The sequence below is a fragment of the Dactylosporangium sp. NPDC049525 genome (genome assembly GCF_040676755.1).
Lineage (GTDB): Bacteria > Actinomycetota > Actinomycetes > Mycobacteriales > Micromonosporaceae > Dactylosporangium.
This window is the reverse complement of sequence record NZ_JBFAPO010000069.1, coordinates 16,014-35,572: the sequence shown is the minus strand read 5'-3', so window position 1 is coordinate 35,572 and position 19,559 is coordinate 16,014. Positions and strand designations below refer to the sequence as shown.

Genomic DNA, 19,559 nt, shown 5'->3' with positions numbered 1-19,559 from the left:
ACCTACGATGCGCGGTTATGGTGCGAACGACGCCGCAACGGCCGGTGGACCTGGCCGAGGAGTTCCCCGAACTGCGCGCGGCCGCGACGACCACCGTCCGGCTGCATCCCCGGCCCGGCACCCCGACCGCGGGCGACAGCTCGGTGGGCGGGCCGCTGCTGTGGCCGGCGGACGAGCCGTGGCCGACCTGCACCGAGCCGCACGACGAGGAGTTCTTCCCCGTCCGCCGCCCGGAGACGGTCCGCCGGGCCCGGGCCGTGCTCGCCGCCGCGGCCGCACGCGCCGCCGCCGGCGGCTCGGCCGAGCTGACGCCCGAGGAGCGGGCCGCGATGCCGGAGTGGGACGCTTCAGAGCCATATGAGCTGGCCCGGGCGCCGATCGCGCTGGTGCCGGTCGCGCAGGTGTACCGCCGTGACGTCCCCGGCCTCGGCGGACCGCGGGACGCCGACCTGCTGCAGGTGCTCTGGTGCCCGCTGGTGCATCCGGACGACGACTACGGTCCCCGGGTGGAGATGCGGTGGCGCCGCAGCGCCGACGTCGGCGAGGTGCTGGCCGAGCCACCGCAGCCGGTCGTGGTGCTCGACGACCACCTGCCCGACCCCTGCGTGCTGCATCCGGAGCAGGTCGTCGAATACCCGGACCAGGATCTGCTGCCGGAGGAACTGCGGGCGCGGGCGGAGGAGTTGCGGGAGCGGACCGGGTACTCGTACCGCGACCTGTCCAACGCCGACGGGTGGAAGGTCGGCGGTCTCATGTCGCTGGCGCTCGGCGGAGGCCCGTTCCCGGTGGCCTGCTCCACGTGCGGCGCCGACACGAGCCTGGTGCTCACCGCCGCGACCGGCGAATGGGACCTGCAGGAACCCACCTGGCGGCCGGTCGAGGAGACCGACGACACCTGGGCGAACCCGACCGGTGTGGTGATCAGCCGCGGCTACAACCTGTACGTGCTGGCCTGCGATCGATCCTGGGACCACCGGGCAACGACCCTGATCTCGGCCTGACCCGGCGATGCCGGCTCCGCGCCGGTCCGGTGGCCGACGAGCCGGGTGATGGCGCGGTAGCGGCGCACCGTCACCCGGCTCCTGATCGGCGATGGTCAGGCCGAGGTCACCGCGAATCCGTCGAGGACGGCGTAGTTGCCCGACAGTTTGGTGACGACGATGGTGTGGGTGCCGGCGGTGAGGCCGGTTCTGGTGTAGACGGCGACGTTGGCGTGGCGTACGCCGTCGGTGGGGATGGTGCTGACGGTCTGTTGGGTGCCGCCGTCGATGCTGATGCCGAGGTTGCCCTGGTCGGTGTTCTGCTCGCCGTAGACGGCGATGCCGGTGCCGGTGAACGTGAGGGTGGCGGTGGATCCGTTGGCGGTGGCGAAGTGGATGTCGCCGTTGAGGTCGCCGAAGGTCCGGCCCGATTGCAGGGTGAAGCCGCTGTACGCGATACGGCTGTCGGTGTCATCCAACCGGGTCGTGGCCGGGCTCGAGCTGGTGACCGCGAACCCGTCGAGGACGGCGTAGCTGCCGGACAGTTTGGTGACGACGATGGTGTGGGTGCCGGCGGTGAGGCCGGTTCTGGTGTAGACGGCGACGTTGGCGTGGCGTACGCCGTCGGTGGGGATGGTGCTGACGGTCTGTTGGGTGCCGCCGTCGATGCTGATGCCGAGGTTGCCCTGGTCGGTGTTCTGCTCGCCGTAGACGGCGATGCCGGTGCCGGTGAACGTGAGGGTGGCGGTGGATCCGTTGGCGGTGGCGAAGTGGATGTCGCCGTTGAGGTCGCCGAAGGTCCGGCCGGACTGCAGGGTGAAGCCGCTGTACGCGATGCGGCTGTCAGTGTTGTCGATGCGGCCGGGAGTGACCGGGCCGCCGCTGCCGTCGCCGACGCGGATGTCGGCCGTCGTGGTCCCGGCGGGGATGGGCACGACGAGGAATCCGCCGGAGACGAACTGCACCCCGGTGACCCGCACGTTCTTGACGTAGACCGGTGTCGTGGCGGTGAAGCCGTGCCCGCCGATGAGCACCTGGGTGGCGTTCGTGGGGGAGATGTACCGGACCTGCGGCGCGCCGGCGTTCGGCAGGGCGACGTACGCGGACGTCAGCCCCGCCGCGGCGAGGATGCTCGCCGGGATGTGACTGGGGCCGGGGGTCGCCGGGATCGAGACGTTGCCGGAGGCGTTCGTGTCGACCGGGGCGGCGCACGGGTACGACTGCACGGGGGCGGAGAAGTAGTTGTTCCGGATCCAGAAGTGGCCGGTGGGGCTGCAGCCGCCCTGCGCGGAGCCGCCGGCGCTGAAGGCGACGTTGCCCTCCCAGTTGATCCATTCGGCGCCGGCGTCGTCGTAGTACGTGAAGTTGGTGGAGCGCCCGTTGAAGGCGACGTTGCCCTTGACCTGCAGGCCCTTCGCGAGCGTCGCGACGGGGTCGATGGTGCCGTCGGTCTTGTTGACGTAACCGGCCTGGTGGCCCTCGACGTAGATGGCACCGCCGTCCTGGCGCACCGACATGTAGTCGTGGAACAGGTTGTTGCTGATCGTGTTGTTCTCGTTGATGTTGGTGGAGTTCTGCGGCGTGCTCGCCTGGTCCACGTGGCCCTGGATGACGCCCGCGGTGATCGCCGTGTACGGCAGGTCGTAGAGCACGTTGTTGGTGATCTTCGTGCCGCGGGAGAACAACAGCGTGATGCCGCACGCGGAGGAGTACTCGGTGCCGATGTGGTGGATCACGTTGTTGGACACGGTGGTGTTCGTGAGGATCTCGTTGAGGCCGATGCTGTCGCCGCTGACCGCTGCGGGGTCGGGCGTGCAATGGTTCTTGATCCCCTGCGCCTCGCCCGCGTTCGTCGGCGTCGGGTCGTAGGTGCAGCCCAGCAGCAGCGCCGTCGAGGCGATGTCGGTGAACTCGTTGCCCTGGATGAGGGTGTTGCGCGCGCCGTACATGACGCTGAGGCCGGCACCGCCGAGGTTGACGAACCGGTTGCCGGTCAGGCTGACGTTGCTGGTGGCGGTGAACGCGACGTTGGCGAGGGGCTGGGTCAGCGCGCCCCAGGGGCAGCTGCCCGCGGGATTCGCGAAGGTGCACATGCCCTGGTTGCGGCCTTCGGTGATGCGCAGGTTGCTCTGCACGTCGGAGAAGCCCGCCGGGCGGGACGGGTCGTTCCAGGTGGCGTAGGAGAACTGCAACCCGGTGAACGTGACGTCATGCAGCGGGTTGGCGAGCGTGCCCGCGCCCTGCAGCAGCGACTCCAGGCGGGGCAGCTGCACGTCGAGGTTCTGCATCTGCTGCCAGGACTCGGGCTGGTAGTACAGCTTGTTCGCCGCCGCGTCCAGGAACCATTCGCCGGGGCTGAGCAGCGCCCTGGCGTTGTCGACCCGGGTCGGCTTGGTGCTCACCGACATCGACGGCAGGCCGCCGCTGCCCTGGCTGAAGCCGGCCCGGTTGGTGACGTTGGTCCAGCAGGGCTGCGCCATCGTCAGTGTCGCGGTGCTCGCGGAGTAGCTCGCGACCGGGCAGCGGGACTCGGTCCACGGGCCATTGCCGCCGGGGTAGTCGAACTCGACCCGCGCCACCTCGGACGCCGTGCGCGCGCCGAACCACGCCTTCGCGTTGGCGTCGCCGTTGATGGAGTACCCGGTCGACGACCCGGTCCAGCTCCCGTTCCACCCGAGGTCCGCCAGCGTGGCCCGGGCCACCGGCACGGCCTTGCCATCGACGTACACCTGCCGGGTTGCGCTGCCGGCCGGCACCGGCGCGGACCAGGCACTGCCTTCCTGCGTCCAACCGGTCACCCGGGTCGCGCCGGAGATCACCGGGACGGCGCCGGGCGCGGCGCGCCACACGACGGGATGGCCCGCGCTGCCCGAGTCGGCCGCGGTGAACTTCCACGTGCTGGCCAACTGGTACGTGCCATCCGCGAGCAGCACCTGGACGTCGGCACCGGGATCGGCCGCCAGCTTCGCGCGCACCGCGCTCTGCGCGCCCGCCAGCGAACACGGCGCCGCCTGCGTGCACGACGACCCGGCACCGGCCGGGGAGGCGTAGAAGGTTGCCGCGGTCGCGGCGGACACCTGCGCCATGGGCAGCATCAGCACGGCTGCGGCCACCACGGCGAGGAGGGGTTTGGATCGGATCCTCACGTTCGTCTACTTCCTGTTCGGCGGGAACAGGGGCGCGCCGATCGCACCTGAGGGGGTTCGTTGCGTCCTGGTTGTTCGTTGCGTCCTGGTTGACGGTGAGGGGTCGTCAACTCCGACAACGCTGAGCATAGATTATTTATGTAACCCTGCCGCAAGAGGCGAGCGGTTGTGCTATGACCAGCGGAAGTCCTCCATGGCCGGTGCCGGTCGAGCAGGACCGCCGGGAACGGCTCATGGTGGCGCAGCACCCGCCGCAGCGCGCCGTGAATGGGTGCCGGACCGCGTCGACGTCACCGGGTTCGACGCCCTCCTTGAGCGCCATCGTCGAGTGGAACGCGACCGCCCAGGCGCACCGGTTCGCCACGGCGTTGGACAGCAGCAGCACCTGCCGCTCGCCACCGGTGAAGCGGGTGCCGCCGAACTGTCCGGACACCGCGACGAACGCGTTCACCAGCGTCGGCGCTTTCGCCATCGTGGCGCGGCGAACCAATTCCCTGCGAGGTAAGCGTCTACACGTCGACCGCGAGGACCTGGCCGGTGCGCAGGTTGCCGTCCATGCAGTCGGGCCACCGCGCCGCCATGACGAACAGCGTCCGGTCGCCGGGGCTGCCCAGGACGCACGCGAAGCAGCCGCGGTCCGCGTCCACGGTCCGCAGGACCTCGCCGCCCTCACGGACCAGGACGCAACGCTGGTTGGGCACGTCGGCGTACCAGACGGCCTGCTCCTGGTCGAGCCAGATGCCGTCCGGGACGCCGTCGCCGAGGTCGGCCCAGAGGCGCCGGTTGGACAGGCCGCCGCCGGCGTCGATGTCGAACGCGGTGAGCCGGTTGGCGTACGACTCGGCCAGGATCAGCGTGGCGTTGTCCGGTGTGACGGCGATGCCGTTGGGAAACGCGGTGTCCTCGGCGACGATGCGGGCGGTGCCGTCGGGGGTGACCAGCGCGACGGTGCCGGGATGGGCACCACCCGCGGGCTGTTCGTCGCGGGCGGCGAAGTCGAAGCCGATGTTGCCGATGTACGCGTTGCCGCGCCCGTCGACCACCATGTCGCTCCACGGGAAGGCGGACAGGCCGGTCAGGTCGGCCTGGGTCGCCAGCGCACCGTCGGGCTCGCGCCGCAGGAGCCGGCCGTCGGAGGACACGATGAGCATCGTGCCGTCGGGCAGCCAGCCCAGGCCCATCGGCATGCCGGGCACCTCGGCGACCACCTCGGCGCGGCCGTCGAGGTCGACCGCCGTCACCACCTTCGTCCCCATGTCGGAGAACCACAGGCGGCCGTCGTGCCAGCGCGGCGACTCGCCCATGGCGAGCCCGGACACCAGCGTGCGCAGTGCTGTCACAGCTTCCTCCATCTGTACCGGCGAACCCTTCGTGGGCACGTCACCGGGGGTGTCGAAGCTGGGGCAGACTTTTTGCATGAAGTTCATGATTCTGATCCACAGCAACCCGCTGTCCCGGGAGACCTGGTCGAATTTCACCCGGGAGCAGCAGGAGGCCGGGATCCAGTACTACGCCGAACTCACCGCCGAGCTGGAACGCTCCGGCGAGCTGGTCGTGTCGCACGCGCTCGCGGACCCGGCCCAGGGTCGGCGGCTCCCGGCCAAGGGTCAGCCCGCCGGGGGCCAGTCCGCCGGGAGCCAGTCCGCCGACGGCCCGTTCGCGGAGGTGAAAGAGCACCTCGCCGGGTTCATCCTGGTCGACTGCGCGGACCTGGACCGCGCCGTGCGGATCGCCGAGCGGGTGCCGGAGTCGTCCCTCGGGCTGGTCGAGGTCCGGCCGGCGATCGACGCCGCCGACCTGGTGCGGTGACCGGCCTCGACGACCTGCTGCGCCCGCTCGTGCCGCAGGTGCTGGGCGTGCTCGTGCGCCGGCACGGCGACTTCGAGACCTGCGAGGACGCCGTGCAGGAGGCCCTGATCGCGGCCGCCGCGCAGTGGCCGGTCGATGGCGTGCCGGACAACCCGGCCGGCTGGCTGATCACCGTCGCGTCGCGGCGGCGGGTCGAGATGCTCCGCGGTGACGTGGCCCGTCGCCGGCGGGAGCACACCGCGGCCGCGCTGTCGCCGTCGGCCGCGCCGTCGGTACCGGCGGACGACGACACCCTCGTCCTGCTGCTGCTGTGCTGCCATCCGTGCCTGCCGCCGGCCGCGCAGACGGCGTTGACGCTGCGCGCGGTCGCCGGACTGACCACCGCCGAGATCGCCCGCGGGCTGCTGCAGCCGGACGCCGCGGTCGGGCAGCGCATCAGCCGTGCCAAGCAGCGGCTTCGGCAGCACGGCGTCGGCTTCGGCAGCACCGCGGCGACCTCGCTGCCGGAGCGCTTGCCGGCGGTGCTGCAGGTGCTCTACTTCGTCTTCAACGAGGGCTACACCGCCACGTCCGGCGAGGCGCTGCACCGGGTGGACCTCAGTAGCGAGGCGATCCGCCTCACGCGGCAGCTGGCCCGGCTCCTGCCCGGCGACGGCGAGGTCAAGGGGCTGCTGGCGCTGATGCTGCTCACCGACGCCCGCCGCCCGGCCCGCACCCGCCCCGACGGCGCGCTCGTGCCGCTCACGGAACAGGACCGCACCCGCTGGGACCACGGCCTGATCGCGGAGGGCACCGCGCTGGTCGCCGACGCGCTGTCCACCGCGCCGGTCGGCCCGTTCCAGGTGCAGGCCGCGATCGCCGCCGTGCACGACGAGGCCGGCCGGGCGCAGGACACCGACTGGCCGCAGATCCTCGGCCTTTACGACCTGCTGCAGCACCTGGCGCCGGGGCCGATGGTGGCGCTGAGCCGCAGCGTCGCCGTCGCGATGGTGCACGGCCCGCGCGCCGGGCTAGAGCAGGTCGCCGCCGTCGCGCCGGCACTGGCCGGGCACCACCGGCTGTTCGCCGTCCGCGCGCACCTGCACGAGCTCGCCGGGGATCCGGTGGCCGCGCGGGAGGACTACCGCCGCGCCGCCGAGCGGACCCTGAGCCTGCCGGAGCGGCGCTACCTCGAGGCGCGCGCCGGCGACTGAGGCGGGTTACCCGGCGACGACGACCTCGGTGCCGGCGCGGCGGATCGCCTCCACGTGGTCGTGGTCGGCGCCGGCGTCGGTGACCAGGACGGCCACGTCGGTGATGGCGCAGATGCGCGCCAGGCAGTTGCGGCCCACCTTGGAGCCGTCGGCGACCACCACGACCCGGTCCGCGCGGCGGATCATCGCCGCGTTGGTGTGCGCCTCGATCTCGTCGTGGGTGGTCAGGCCGCCGCGGGCGCTGATGCCGTCGACGCCGACCACGGCGACCTCCATGTTGAGGCCGGACAGCGCCTGGTCGGCGATCGGGCCGACCAGCTCGTAGGACTGGGTGCGGGACACCCCACCGGTCATGATGAGCTTCAGCCGGGGCCGCAGGGCGAGCTCGGCGGCGATGTTGAGGGCGTTGGTCACGACCGTGAGGTCGACCCGCTCGGCGAGCAGGCGGGACAGGATGTGCGTGGTCGTGCCGCCGGTGAGACCGAGCGTCAGGGGCCCGCGGGGCAGCAGGGCGGCGGCCCGCTGGGCGATGAGGGCCTTCTCCTCGCGGTGCTGCCCGACCCGGTAGCGCACCGGCAGCTCGTAGGCCATGTCGACGGCGACGGCGCCGCCGTGGGTGCGCGACAGCAGCTTCTGGTCCTCCAGAACCTGAAGGTCGCGGCGGATGGTGGCGGCCGAGACGCCGAACTCCTCGGCGAGCTCACCGGCGTCGACGGAGCCGAGGCCCGACACGCGTTCGAGGATGGCCGACACGCGGTCGGCCCGGCGCAGGGAACTCTGCGGCATGGCGGCTCCGATTCCAACAATGATCAAACGCGCAGTCAGGATAGTTCGTTTCCGTCCGGAAGGTCCAAGAACCTGCCTGGTGCGCTACTCCGCTGCGCCAATACGCATCAAAATGGATTGGTGTAGTGTCCGCGGCGTGGATCCGGTCGGGCTGCTCACGGTGCTGAAAGAGTGGGGCCGCATCGGTTGTGTCGGGTTCGGCGGGCCGCCGGCACACATCGCCCTGCTGCGGCAGCTGTGTGTCGAGCGCCGCAAGTGGCTCGACGCCACCGAGTTCGAGGACGCCGTGGCGGCCTGCAACCTCCTGCCCGGTCCTGCCTCCACCCAGCTGGCGATCTTCTGCGCCTGGCGGGTCCGGGGCAGGATCGGCGCCCTGGTCGGCGGGGCCGCGTTCATCGTGCCGGGGCTGATCCTCATCCTCGCCCTCGCGGTGGTGTTTCTCGCCGGCACCCCGCCGCTGTGGGTGAAGGGCGCCGGCGCGGGCGCGGGCGCCGCCGTCGCGGCAGTGGCCGTGCAGGCGGGGTCCAGCCTCATCCCGGCGAGCTGGCGCCGGGCCTCGGCGGCGGGCAACCGGTGGCGCTGGGCGGCGTATCTGGCCGCCGGGATCGTGGCCGCGGCAACGCTCGGCCCGTGGCTCGTCCTCGTCCTGCTCGCGTGCGGCCTGGTCGAGACGATCGCGCAACGAGCGGGCCGGGCCTTTGCCGTGCCGCTGCTGGCCGGGGCGAGCTTCGGCGGCGGCGTGCTGCTCTCGATCAGCTGGCTCGCCCTGAAGGTGGGTGCGCTGTCCTACGGCGGCGGCTTCGTGATCATTCCACTCATGCGGGCCGATGCCGTCGACCACTATCACTGGATGACGGACGCGCAGTTCCTCAACGCCGTCGCGCTGGGCCAGATCACGCCCGGGCCGGTCGTGCAGACCGTCGCGGTGGTCGGCTACGCCGCGGCGGGCATCGGGGGCGGGCTGCTCGCCTCCGCGGTGGCGTTCAGCCCGTCGTTTGCGTTCATCCTGCTCGGCGCGCACCGCTTCGACCGGCTCCGCGCCGACGAGCGGGTCCGGGCGTTCCTGGACGGCGCCGGGCCCGCGGCGATCGGCGCGATCCTCGGCTCCGCGATCCTCCTCGCCGCCGCGTTGCGGCAGCCGTGGCAGTATGCCGTCCTCGCCGCCGCGGCCGTCCTGCTGCTGCCGCTGCGGCGCGGCGTCGTGCCGACCCTGCTCGCCGCGGGCGCCGTCGGCGTCGTCATCGCCCTGGCGGGCGGTCCACTGCCGAGCTGATCGATCAAACTGGTTTGATGTAAGGTCGACGTGTGGAGCCGCCTGCTGTGCTACGTCTGACCGGGCACCCTGTCCGGTGGCAGCTGCTGCATGAGCTGGCGCGCAGCGACCGGCAGGTCCGCGAGCTGGTGGAGCTGACCGGCCACCGGCAGAGCCTGACCTCCTATCACCTCGGCCAGCTGCGCGACGGCGGCCTCGTCACCATGCGCCGCAGCTCCGCGGACAGGCGCGACACCTACTACAGCCTCGACCTCGCCGCGTGCCGCGGCCGGCTCGCCGACGCCGGCGCCGCGCTGCACCCGGGTCTCCAGCTGGTCCCGGCCGCCCTGCAACCGCCGGCCGGGCAGGGCCGGCGGCCGGCCCGGCGCCGACCGGTCCGGGTGCTGTTCCTGTGCACGGGCAACAGCTCCCGTTCGCAGATGGCCGAGGCGCTCCTGGAGCGGCTCGGCGGTGCCCGGGTCGAGGCCGCCAGCGCCGGCAGCCACCCCAAACCCGTGCACCCCAACGCCGTGCGCGCCATGCGGGCCTGCGGCATCGACATCGGCGGCCGCCACCCCAAGCACCTGGACGTGTTCGCCGGCCAGCGGTTCGACCACGTGATCAGCCTGTGCGACCGGGTGCGGGAGGTGTGCCCGCGGTTCCCCGGCACCCCCGCGGTGGCGCACTGGAGCCTGCCCGATCCGGCGGCGGAGCCCGGCTATCCGCCGTTCGTGCGCGCCGCGGACGAGCTCAGGACGCGCATCACCTTCCTGCTGCACGCCATCGACAACCCCACCGGAAACACCCGATGAGGCCGGCGGGTCGTGTCGGTGCTGTCGGTGCGGGCCCGGGTGGCCTACGGTTCGGTGTCGTCGCCGGCCACGGGGTGCCGGCCTGACCGGACGGGGTGGATCGATGACGGGGACGTCAGCAGTGCCGGGGCCGCGGGACCGCCGCGCGACCGGATGCACGGTGGAGTTCACGATCGACGGCGTGCCGGGCGCCATGACCACCGGCCACGGCCCCGACGGTGGGCTGAGCCGGGTCGACCTGCGGGCCGGCGTGCACGGATCGGCGCTGGCCGGCCTGGCCGACGCCCTGGCCACCGCGATCACGCTCGGGCTGCAGCACGGCGCGCCGCCGGCGGCGTACACCGACGCGCTGCGCCGCCTCGAAACGGACGCGCCCGGGCACGCGCTCGTCGAGGCACTGGTCATCGGCGAGTGACATGGGGTGCCCCACACCTGGGGCACCCCATCAGCTCAGCGGGAAGGTCGTCTTTCGGGCCGACGGCGCCGACGCCGCGCTCGTGGCGCAGGACCGGCCCGCGCGGTGTCCTGGACGGCGATCCGGCTCGCCCCGGGTAGGGTCCGGTGAGTGCTCACCACGGGAGAGGGCAATGCCATGACGACGCACATCCTTGCAATTGCCGACGCCGACATCGCCTATGACGTGCACGGCCCGCTGCCGCCGGCCGATGGGCGGCCGCCGCTGTTCATGATCGGCCAGCCGATGGACGCGAGGGGCTTCACCACTCTCGCCGCGCTCTTCCCCGACCGCACCGTGATCACCTACGACCCGCGCGGCCTCGGCCGCAGCGTGCGCAGGGACGGCCGGGTCGACAGCACGCCCACCGGCCAGGCGGCCGACGTGCACGCCGTGATCGAGGCGCTCGGCGCCGGCCCGGTCGAGATGTTCGCCAGCAGCGGCGGTGCGGTGACCGCACTCGCCCTCGTCGCGGCGTATCCCGCGGACGTGACCACCCTCGTGGCCCACGAGCCACCGATCATCCCGCTGCTCCCCGACGCCGAGGCGGCCGAGCGCGCCCGCGCCGGCGTCCGGGAGGTGTACGAGGCCCGCGGGATGAACGCGGGCATGGCCGCCTTCATCGCGATGACGTCGTGGCTGGGCGAGTACACGGACGACTACTTCGCCCAGCCCGTCCCGGATCCCGCGCAGTTCGGCATGCCGGCCGACGACGACGGCACCCGTGACGACCCGCTGCTGTCCGACCGGTCCTGGGCGGTCAGCAGCTACCGCCCCGACGCCGACGCCCTCGCCGCGGCGCCGACCCGCATCGTGATCGCCGTGGGCGAGGAGTCCACGGGCACGTTCACCGCACGCACGGCCGTGGCCACCGCGGAACTGCTCGGCCAGCAGGCGACCGTGTTCCCGAGCCACCACGGCGGCTTCCTCGGCGGCGAGCACGGCTACGCCGGCCAGCCCGAGGCCTTCGCGCAGCGGCTGCGGGCCGTCCTCGACGACTCCGGCGGTGCCCCGCCGTCCCTGTGACGCCGGGGTTCACCCCGACCTCGACCAGCTGCCGCAGGACTTCCCCTCCTGCGGCAGCTGATCGGCCCGCCGGAGGAGCTCCGTCGATGCCTGCCGAGCACGGCGCCATGTGACCGGCGGCAGGCCGTCAGCGGTCCTGTTCGCGGAAGAGGTCGTTGAGGTCGGACTGGGAGAGCTGGTCCTCGGCATACGTGAAGGTGCCGCGCTCCGCCAGTTCCTGCGCGGCGCGCTGCAGGTGGCGGTACATGGCGCGGGCGATGCTGCCGCCGACGGTGACCCGTCGCACGCCCAGCTCGCGCAGGTCGTCCAGGGACAGTGCGTTGCCGGTCAGGCCCATGACCACGTTGAGCGGGCCGTCGAGCTCACGGACCAGGGTGCCGATGGTCGCGGCGTCGCTGGCGCCCGGCACGAACGCGCAGTGCGCGCCGGCCGCCAGGTAGGCGTTGGCCCGCTGGACGCAGTCGCCGACGGTGCCGCCGACCAGCAGGGCGTCGGTGCGGCCGACGAGGACGAACGGCTCGCCGGCGGCGTCCACGGCGGCCCGGGCGGCCCGGATCCGGTCCGCCGCGAGCGCCGCGTCGTGCAGCGGGCGGGCCCGCTCGCCGGTGAAGTCCTCGATGTTGCCGCCGGCGGCACCGGCGGCGAGCGCCATCGTGACCGTGGCCGCCACCGTCTCCGGTGCCTCGCCGAACCCCTCTTCGAGGTCTGCGCTGACGGGTACCGCGACCTCCGCAGCGATCTCGCGGACCCGCCGGATCATCGTGTCGCGGTCGAGGCGGCCGTGTGGGCCGTGCTCGGCGAAGAAGTCGTGGTCCGGCCGGCCGAGGGAGAACGCGATCCCGGCGCTGGTGGTCGCCACGGCCGGGAACCCGGCCGATTCCAGCACCCGGGCGCTGCCGACGTCCCACGCGTTGGGCAGCAGGAAGCAGCCCTCCCGGTGGAGGTCCACGAAACGCTGTCGCCGGTCCACGTCGTGCCCCCTAGCCAGAAGATCAGCTCGCGCCGATGTCGAAGAGGTTACCCTCCGGGTCGCTCAGGGTCGTCCAGACCGCGCCGTACTCGGCGAAGTCGGCGACCTGCTTGGCGCCGAGGCCGACGGCCCGCGCGACGGCGCCCGGCAGGTCCGACGTGTGCAGGTCCAGGTGGATGCTGTTCTTGCCCGGGGTGCGGTCCGGCACCTTGATGAACATGAGCACCGGCTGGGCGCCGGTCGAGCGGCCGACGGTGGCGAAGAACTCGGCGGCGTCCGGGTCGACAGGCCGCTCCAGCAGCGCCGCGTAGAAGCCGGCGAGGGCGGCCGCGTCGGTGCAGTCGACGGTCACGTGGGCGATGGTGAGGTCGGACATGTGAAGCACTCCTCGAAAGTCGAACGGTCAGCTGATGGGCCAGCAGATCTCGGTGCGGAACCCGTCCGGGTCGGTGGTGTCGCCCGGTCCGACCAGGTACACCTCGACGATCGGGTCGGGCAGGGCGGTGTCGTGCTCGGCGACGTGCAGGCCGAGCCGGCCGTAGGTGATGTCGCAGTCGACGAACGGTCCACTGTGGACCGCGATGGCGTAGCGGGACGCGGGCAGGAAACCGAAGCGGTCGTCGCCGGGTGGCACCGCGGCCGCGTCCACCGGCACGAAGGCGACGACCTCGCCGGCCTCGCCCTCGAAGAACTCGGCCGAGTAGGTCGCCCCGGCGGGACCGGCCGGGTCCGTGCCGAGGGCGTCGAGGGTCGCGTACAGCTCCGGGAAGACCCGCCCGCACCAGTCCGACACGTCCGTGCGGGCCAGCCACGCCGACACCCGCAGCACCGGCGAGCCCGGCGCCCGGCGGTGCCGCACCGGCAGCTCGGGCTCCGACCCCAGCAGCCGCCGCAGCGAGGCGACCACGTCCCGGGTGCGGGTGAGCTCGGCCTCCATCCGGTCCAGGTGCCGGGCCAGGGCGTCCTGGCGCGCCGCCGCGTCCGGCTCGGCGAGCACGCCCCGGATCTCGGCGAGCGGCATGTCGAGATCCCGCAGGCGCCGGATGAGGTGCGCGTCGTCGACCTGGCCGGGGGCGTACCGCCGGTACCCGGTCTCCTCGTCGACGCCGGCCGGCACCAGCAGCGAGATGTCGTGGTAATACCGCAGCGTCTTGGCGCTGAGGTGGCACATTCGCGAGAACTCGCCGATGGTGACGCCCGGTGTCATGCCATGGATTCAACCCGTTCCAGTAGCTGGAAGGTCAAGCTATGCGGGATCGGTGTCACATCGCGCGCACCGGCGGGCCGGGTCGCGTGTTCAGCCTCTTGCCGTAGCGCACGAGCACCGTGACCGCCTTGCCGCCGAAGCCCGCGAGGGCACCCTGCCACGCGCCCTCCCAGGTCGCGCCGCCCAGGCCCGACCAGGAGAACTCGCCGGTCTGGATGGCGGCGACGAGGTAGTCGATGGCACCGCCGATTGCGCCGCCCAGGGCACCGCACGCGCCGGCCGCGGCGATCAGGCCGGCCCCGCCGGTCGCGATGCCGACGGCGGCCTCGCAGACGCCGGTAACGAGGTCACCCACCAGGTCGCCGAGGGAGGCGACCACGACCTTGGCGAGGTCGGCGACGAAGCGCACCACGGGAGCGACGACGGCGCGGAGCAGCCGCACGCCCTTCGCGAACCAGGTCCGCGGGTCGAACGGGTTGAGCCCCGACGGGTCCGCGGCGTTGACCGGGTTGTTGCCCGCGTACGAGTACGGCGCCCGGGTCGTGGTGAGCAGCGGGTCGCGGGTCAGGAACTGCGCGGTCGCCGGGTCGTAGTACCGGGCCTGCAGGTACTGGAACCCGGTCTCCTTGTCGGTGTACTGCCCGCGGTACCCGAGCGCCGGGACCGTGCCGGTGGCGTTGAGCGTGCGGCCGAAGGCGTCGTAGTCGCGGCGGCCGGTGACGGTGCCGTCCTTGTCGGTGAGCAGCCGGACGCTGCCCTGTCCGTCGGTGTGCAGGAACGAGGCGTTGCCGTCGGCGTCGAGCTGCTCGACCGGGACGCCGTCGGGCCCGTAGACGTAGGTGTCGGTGCCGTCGCCCAGCAGCACCGGCGTCGACGCCGAGCGGTCCCACGTCAGGTTCGCGACGTCGCCACGGCGGGTGACGGAGGTGCGCTGCCCGTCGCCGTCGTAGGTGTACGCCACGTCCGAGCCGACGGTGACGAGACGGTTGGCCTGGTCGTAGCCGAGGCGCACGGTGCCGTCACTGGTCTGCGCGGTGAGCCGGTTGCCCTGCTGGTCGTAGGTGGACGCCGTCAGCTGCCCGGCCTCGTCGAACTGCTGGGTGGTGCCGTCGGGCAGGCCGGTGAGGTTGCCGGCGCCGTCGTAGGTCAGGGCGCGGCCGCCGACGCGGTCGAGGCGGTTGGACTTGTCGTAGCCGTACTCCACCGTCGTCTTCGCACCCGTGCCCGACGTGGTGGTCGCCGAGTTGACCTGCCCGGTCCAGTCGCGGGCGTACTCGTAGCCGGCCAGCTGTTCGCCGCCGCGACGCTCCACGATGGACGGTTCGTAGGTGGTGGTGACACCGTTCGGGTAGGTCTTCTTCGTCAGGTTTCCGGCGGGGCCGTACTCGAAGGAGGTCGTGCGCTCCTTCCAGTCCTTGACGGACGTGATCCTGCCGGTCCCGTCGAACGTCCGTCGGACCGTGCCGGCCGGGTAGCGGATCTCGTCCTGCTGCCCGGCCGGGTCGTAGTGGTAGCCGACGGTGGTGCCGGCGCCGTCGGTGACCTCGGTCAGGCGGTCGTCGTCGTCATACCCGTACCTGGTGAGGCCGGTGCCGTCCCGCATCGACGTGCGCCGGCCCGCCGCGTCGTACTCGAAGGCGACCTGGCGCGTGACGCCGTCGGAGTAGGTGACCGACAGGAGGTTGTCGGTCTTGTCGTAGGTGAGCGAGGTGGTCCGGCCGGCCGGGTCGACGATCGCGGTGATGTTGCCGACCCGGTCGTAGCCGAGCCTGGTCGTGCGGCCCAGCGGGTCCCGCATGGTGGTGACCCGGCCGAGCCCGTCGTAGCCGAACCCGGTCACCCGCCCCGCCGGGTCCAGCTGCCGCTGCGGGCGGCCCGCGGCGTCGTACCCGGTCCCGGTGCTGGTGCCGCCGTTGTCGCCGACCATCGTCACGCGCAGCGGGCGCCCCGCGGCGTCGAAGTCGTGCCGGGTCAGGTTGTTGTTGCGGTCCAGGGTCGAGACCGCGTTGCCGTCGTCGTCATAGCCGATCGTCGTGGTGTGCAGCGCCGGGTCCGTGATCTTCGTCGGCCGGCCGGCGCGGTTGTACTCCACCGACGTCACCGCCGATCCGTCCACTGTGGATCGCAGCAGGCCCGCCGCGTCGTGGACGTACTGGACGCTGCTGGGCCGGTCGGCCGCCGGGTAGACGGTCACGGTCCGCACCGTGCCCCACGCGTCGTAGGTGAACGCGGTGTGGCGCTTGAGCGGGTCCACGATCCGGATGAGGTCGCCGGGCTGCTTCGGGTCGCGCTCGTACGTCGTGACGTTGCCGGACGCGTCCGCCGACCAGAGCGGGTTGCCGCGATCGTCGTACCCGTACCGCTTGACGTGCCCCAGCGGGTCCCCGACCTCGACGAGGCGGCCGTGCTCGTACCTGGACACCGTGGAGTAGCCGCGGGCGTCGGTGACCGTGGTCGGGTTGCCCTCCGCGTCGTACCGGTAGCGGGTGACGTGCCCGTTCCCGTCCGTCATCGAGCTGACCAGGGTCGCCGGCCCGTACGTGTACCGGGTGGTGGCCGCGTCCGCGGTGCCGGCGCCGCGGGTGACCTCGGTGAGCCGCAGGTCGGCGTAGGTGAGTACGGTGACGTCGCCGGTCGCGTTCGTCATCGTCGTGCTGCCGCCGCCGGCCGACGCGCCGTCGCCGCGGTACTCCCAGCGGGTCTCCCCGCCGGTCGGGTCCTCCTGCCGGGCCACCCGGTCCGCCGGCCCGTACCAGGTCCGCCACGTCCCCTCACGGCCCAGGGTCTCCCGCACCAGCCGGTGGCCGTCGTAGCCGAAGGTGCGGCTGCCGTGGTCCTCCACCTCGGTCGCGGCGACCAGGTTCCCGTTGTCGTACCGGTACGACCACGACTGCCGGCCCGGGCCGTCGACCCGCTGCACGTACGGTCCGTCGTAGGTGAACGTCAGCTTGCGGCCGGCGGCGTCGGCGACCTCGACCAGCCGGGCGGGATCACCGTCGCCGGCGTAGCTCAGGCGGGTCACGGCGTCGTTGCCGTCCCGCTGCTCCACCAGCCGTCCCGAGGCGTCGAAGAGGTGGTGTACACCGGTGCCGTGGCGGGTGAACCGGTACCGGCCGTCCGGGTCCCTGGACAGGGTCGCGAGGACCCGTGCCGGTGCGGTGAAGCCGCCGCCGGCCGTGGCGGTGAACTCGACCGCCGCGCCGTTCTCCTCGTGGACGGTGACGGTGCCGCCGGCGACGGTCAGCGACAGGTCGTAGCTGTCGACCCAGCCGTAGCCGAACCGGGACGGCACGCCGGCCCGGGCGGAGCTGTAGGTCCGGGTCAGCCGCAGCGGCACTCCGCGGCCCTCGACGGAGATGTCGGTGAACTGCCGCCGCAGCACCCCGGTGGCGCAGTTGACGTCGGCCGCGCCGCACGCCACGGTGCGCAGCGACGGGCTCGGGTCGCCGCCGAGCTCGGCGCGGGTCGCGCTGCCGGCCGCCGGCACCGTCGGTGCGGGGGACTGGGCGAGGGCGAAGTAGGCGGTGCCGCCCTGCCGGATCGGCCGGTCGAAGCGGACGGTGCCGGTGCGCCGGTCCGCGCCGACGCCGGTGAACTCGACGCCGGGCCCCTCGAACCCGGTGTCGCCGAACCGGCAGCCGCGCGGCGTCGGCGGGTCGTGCCCGGCGCAGATCCCGCCGCCGGTGAACGCGAACAGCTCCGTGTCCGCGGCGAGGGTGAGCGCGCGCACCGGGGCGGGGCTGGAGTTGAGCACCCCGACGAGCGTGGCACCGCTGGAGCCGTCGAACGGGAACTGGTCGGGGTCGGCGCGGATGGCGGCGCGGCCGTCGCCGGTCACCTCCAGCAGCACGGCGCAGCCGGTGGCCGCGCCGACGGCCGGGCACTGCCCGAACGGGGCCGCCGGCCCGGTCGCCGCGCTGCTCATGCCCGCCACCGGGCGCCAGGACCGGGGAGGTTTCGTGAACCCGACCGCGACGGTGGTCTCGTGCGCCGGCCGGGCCGCGACCGGGTACGGCAGTGCGCGCGGCGGGGGTGTTCCGTCGTGTCCGGGCAGGACCGCCACGGCGTCGGAGCCGAGCAGGAGCAGGGCCGCCAGCCCCAGTGCGACGCTCTTGCGCAACGGCGTCGGCCGCCGCCACCGCGTCTGCACCCGCCACCAGGTCCGCACCCGCCGCCACGCCAGCTGCCGAAGCATCGCACTCCCGACCCCGGTCCGACGGCCGGTGGCAGCCGCCACGCGCCGCGTTCGCCAGCAACGTAGCGCGTCGCTTCAACCACCTGCAGTGACCGTTCGGTTTGTGCGGTGCGGCCGTTCGCCGCCGATGACCTTCGCGACGGACGGGTAGCCGCACGCCAGGGCGGGTAGGCGTGGCCGGTATGACGCAGCCGCGTGAACGCACGTTCTTCGGGCAGCCGAGGGTGCTGGCGAACCTGTTCGGCGTCGAGCTGTGGGAACGGTTCTCGTTCTACGGCATGCAGGGCATCCTGCTCATCTACCTGTATTACGCGGCGGACCGGGGCGGACTCGGCATCGACGAGACCACCGCGACCAGCATCGTCGGCGCCTACGGCGGGGCCGTGTACCTGTCGACCATCCTCGGTGCCTGGACCGCGGACCGGCTGCTCGGCCCGGAACGGGTGCTGTTCGGCAGTGCCGTGCTGGTCATGGCAGGCCACGTCAGTCTCGCGGTGCTGCCCGGGCTGGCCGGGGTGGCGGCCGGGCTGGTGTGCATCGCGGTGGGCAGCGGCGGGGTGAAGGCCAACGCAACGTCGCTCGTCGGCTCGCTGTACGCCGAGGACGACCCGCGCCGCGACGCCGGCTTCTCGCTGTTCTACCTCGGCATCAACGTCGGCGCACTCGCCGGGCCGCTGCTGACCGGGCTGCTGCAGCAGAACGCCGGGTTCCACTACGGCTTCGGGCTCGCCGCGGTGGGGATGGCGATCGGGCTGACCCAGTACGCGATCGGCCGCCGGCAGCTGACCGGAGCGGCGCGTGAGGTGCCCAACCCGCTCCCGCCGGCCCGCCGGCCACTCGTCGCGCTGGTCGCGGCGGCGGTGGTCGTCGGGGTCGGTGTCGTCGTGCTCACCGGCGTCCTGCCGGCGGACCGGCTGGCCACCGCCGTGGTCGTCGTCAGCGCGGTCGCCGCGGTCGCCTACTTCGTGGTCATCCTGACCGCCGGCGCCGTGACGCCGGTCGAGCGCCGCCGCATGCTCGGGTTCATCCCGATGTTCCTGGCCAGCGCGGTGTTCTGGTCGCTGTACCAGCAGCAGTTCACCGTGGTGACGATCTACTCCGATCAGCGCCTGGACCGCACCGTCCTGGGCTGGGAGATGCCGGTGTCGTGGGTACAGTCGATCAACCCGGTGTTCATCATCCTGCTGTCCGGCGTGTTCGCGGCGCTCTGGACCAGGCTCGGCTCCCGGCAGCCGTCGACCCCGGCGAAGTTCACCGCCGGCACCGTCGTCATGGGCCTGGCGTTCCTGCTGTTCCTGCCGCTCGCGGGCGGCGGGCCGAACAGCACCCCGCTGCTCGCCCTCGCCGGAATCCTGCTCGTCTTCACCGTCGCGGAACTGCTGCTGTCACCGGTCGGGCTGTCGCTGGCCACCAAGGTCGCCCCGGCCGCGTTCCGCACCCAGACCGTCGCGCTGTTCTTCCTGTCCGTGGCGCTGGGCACCGCCATGTCCGGCGTCCTGGCCCGCTACTACAGCCCCGAGCACGAAACCGTGTACTTCGGCGCGCTCGGCGCCGCCGCGATCGTCGTCGGTGTCGTGCTGGCCGCGCTCACCCCGCTGATCCGGCGGCTCATGAACGGCGTGCACTGACGGCGTCGCGGTCGGCGGCGCTGGCCGTCCGGCCGGACCGGCCCGGCCGTTTGTCCGACGCCCATTCGTGTCAGTCCTCCAGGGGCCACATGAGCCGCCGC

At 72.8% G+C, this 19,559-nt stretch carries 16 protein-coding genes; 8 read left to right on the top strand and 8 right to left on the bottom strand.

All coding sequences use genetic code 11. The annotated features are described in order from the left end of the window. The first annotated feature begins 17 nt into the window (after positions 1-17). Entirely contained in the window at positions 18-1,001 is a 984-nt protein-coding gene (locus tag AB0K00_RS50030; protein ID WP_363537628.1) for a hypothetical protein, read from the top strand. Positions 1,002-1,096: 95 nt separating this feature from the next. On the opposite strand, the gene AB0K00_RS50025 is transcribed toward AB0K00_RS50030, so the two are convergent. From AB0K00_RS50025 to AB0K00_RS50015, 3 genes are all read right to left on the bottom strand, one after another. Then, on the bottom strand, positions 1,097-4,126 hold the full coding sequence (locus AB0K00_RS50025; RefSeq protein ID WP_363537626.1) for a hypothetical protein: 3,030 nt from the start codon (positions 4,124-4,126) through the stop codon (positions 1,097-1,099). A 136-nt stretch (positions 4,127-4,262) separates the two neighbouring features. Continuing rightward, on the bottom strand, positions 4,263-4,598 hold the full coding sequence (locus tag AB0K00_RS50020) for a carboxymuconolactone decarboxylase family protein (protein WP_363537624.1): 336 nt from the start codon (positions 4,596-4,598) through the stop codon (positions 4,263-4,265). Positions 4,599-4,635: 37 nt separating this feature from the next. Beyond that, positions 4,636-5,466 carry an SMP-30/gluconolactonase/LRE family protein gene (locus AB0K00_RS50015; protein ID WP_363537622.1) on the bottom strand — a complete coding sequence of 277 codons (831 nt, stop codon included), beginning with the start codon at positions 5,464-5,466 and terminating at the stop codon, positions 4,636-4,638. Between the two features lie 76 nt (positions 5,467-5,542). Between AB0K00_RS50015 and AB0K00_RS50010 the strand changes: the two genes are divergently transcribed. After that, positions 5,543-5,935 (top strand): YciI family protein, encoded by a 393-nt coding sequence (locus AB0K00_RS50010; RefSeq protein WP_363537620.1) that lies wholly within the window; start codon positions 5,543-5,545, stop codon positions 5,933-5,935. Next, positions 5,932-7,128 (top strand): DUF6596 domain-containing protein, encoded by a 1,197-nt coding sequence (locus tag AB0K00_RS50005; RefSeq protein ID WP_363537618.1) that lies wholly within the window; start codon positions 5,932-5,934, stop codon positions 7,126-7,128. Before AB0K00_RS50010 ends, AB0K00_RS50005 begins: the two co-directional genes overlap by 4 nt. 6 nt (positions 7,129-7,134) lie before the next feature. Here the strand turns inward: AB0K00_RS50005 and AB0K00_RS50000 are convergent, their stop codons facing one another. Next, positions 7,135-7,914, bottom strand: coding sequence for a DeoR/GlpR family DNA-binding transcription regulator (locus AB0K00_RS50000; protein WP_363537616.1), 780 nt, complete (start codon positions 7,912-7,914; stop codon positions 7,135-7,137). A gap of 136 nt (positions 7,915-8,050) precedes the next feature. Between AB0K00_RS50000 and chrA the strand changes: the two genes are divergently transcribed. The 4 genes from chrA (at position 8,051) to AB0K00_RS49980 (ending at position 11,458) form a co-directional block, all read left to right on the top strand. Beyond that, positions 8,051-9,187: a chromate efflux transporter gene (chrA, locus tag AB0K00_RS49995; RefSeq protein ID WP_363537614.1), complete on the top strand. Its 1,137-nt coding sequence runs from the start codon at positions 8,051-8,053 to the stop codon at positions 9,185-9,187. Between the two features lie 47 nt (positions 9,188-9,234). Then, a complete protein-coding gene (locus AB0K00_RS49990) occupies positions 9,235-9,978 on the top strand; it encodes a MarR family transcriptional regulator (protein WP_363537612.1) in 744 nt (247 codons plus the stop codon). Positions 9,979-10,138: 160 nt separating this feature from the next. Next, on the top strand, positions 10,139-10,393 hold the full coding sequence (locus AB0K00_RS49985; protein WP_363537611.1) for a hypothetical protein: 255 nt from the start codon (positions 10,139-10,141) through the stop codon (positions 10,391-10,393). Between the two features lie 177 nt (positions 10,394-10,570). Then, the gene (locus AB0K00_RS49980; protein WP_363537609.1) at positions 10,571-11,458 is read left to right on the top strand and encodes an alpha/beta hydrolase; all 888 of its coding nucleotides are present in this window, start codon (positions 10,571-10,573) and stop codon (positions 11,456-11,458) included. Positions 11,459-11,585: 127 nt separating this feature from the next. Here AB0K00_RS49980 and AB0K00_RS49975 read toward each other — a convergent pair whose 3' ends face one another. The 4 genes from AB0K00_RS49975 to AB0K00_RS49960 are packed head-to-tail and all read right to left on the bottom strand — an operon-like array spanning position 11,586 to position 17,830. Then, the gene (locus tag AB0K00_RS49975; RefSeq protein ID WP_363537607.1) at positions 11,586-12,428 is read right to left on the bottom strand and encodes an isocitrate lyase/phosphoenolpyruvate mutase family protein; all 843 of its coding nucleotides are present in this window, start codon (positions 12,426-12,428) and stop codon (positions 11,586-11,588) included. Between the two features lie 22 nt (positions 12,429-12,450). Next, on the bottom strand, positions 12,451-12,804 hold the full coding sequence (locus AB0K00_RS49970; RefSeq protein ID WP_363537606.1) for a VOC family protein: 354 nt from the start codon (positions 12,802-12,804) through the stop codon (positions 12,451-12,453). A gap of 27 nt (positions 12,805-12,831) precedes the next feature. Further along, positions 12,832-13,635 carry a MerR family transcriptional regulator gene (locus AB0K00_RS49965; protein WP_363537604.1) on the bottom strand — a complete coding sequence of 268 codons (804 nt, stop codon included), beginning with the start codon at positions 13,633-13,635 and terminating at the stop codon, positions 12,832-12,834. Positions 13,636-13,690: 55 nt separating this feature from the next. Next, a complete protein-coding gene (locus AB0K00_RS49960; protein ID WP_363537602.1) occupies positions 13,691-17,830 on the bottom strand; it encodes an RHS repeat-associated core domain-containing protein in 4,140 nt (1,379 codons plus the stop codon). A gap of 182 nt (positions 17,831-18,012) precedes the next feature. Between AB0K00_RS49960 and AB0K00_RS49955 the strand changes: the two genes are divergently transcribed. Continuing rightward, entirely contained in the window at positions 18,013-19,458 is a 1,446-nt protein-coding gene (locus AB0K00_RS49955) for a peptide MFS transporter (RefSeq protein ID WP_363537600.1), read from the top strand. Positions 19,459-19,559: the final 101 nt, after the last annotated feature.

Bases quoted from the DNA above. Each gene is read 5' to 3' on its own strand.
- AB0K00_RS49970 (WP_363537606.1), bottom strand. From the start codon at position 12,804: ATGTCCGACCTCACCATCGCCCACGTGACCGTCGACTGCACCGACGCG.
- AB0K00_RS50010 (WP_363537620.1), top strand. From the start codon at position 5,543: ATGAAGTTCATGATTCTGATCCACAGCAACCCGCTGTCCCGGGAGACC.
- AB0K00_RS50000 (WP_363537616.1), bottom strand. From the start codon at position 7,914: ATGCCGCAGAGTTCCCTGCGCCGGGCCGACCGCGTGTCGGCCATCCTC.
- AB0K00_RS49965 (WP_363537604.1), bottom strand. From the start codon at position 13,635: ATGACACCGGGCGTCACCATCGGCGAGTTCTCGCGAATGTGCCACCTC.
- AB0K00_RS49955 (WP_363537600.1), top strand. From the start codon at position 18,013: ATGACGCAGCCGCGTGAACGCACGTTCTTCGGGCAGCCGAGGGTGCTG.
- AB0K00_RS50020 (WP_363537624.1), bottom strand. From the start codon at position 4,598: ATGGCGAAAGCGCCGACGCTGGTGAACGCGTTCGTCGCGGTGTCCGGA.
- AB0K00_RS49960 (WP_363537602.1), bottom strand. From the start codon at position 17,830: ATGCTTCGGCAGCTGGCGTGGCGGCGGGTGCGGACCTGGTGGCGGGTG.
- AB0K00_RS49980 (WP_363537609.1), top strand. From the start codon at position 10,571: ATGACGACGCACATCCTTGCAATTGCCGACGCCGACATCGCCTATGAC.
- AB0K00_RS50030 (WP_363537628.1), top strand. From the start codon at position 18: ATGGTGCGAACGACGCCGCAACGGCCGGTGGACCTGGCCGAGGAGTTC.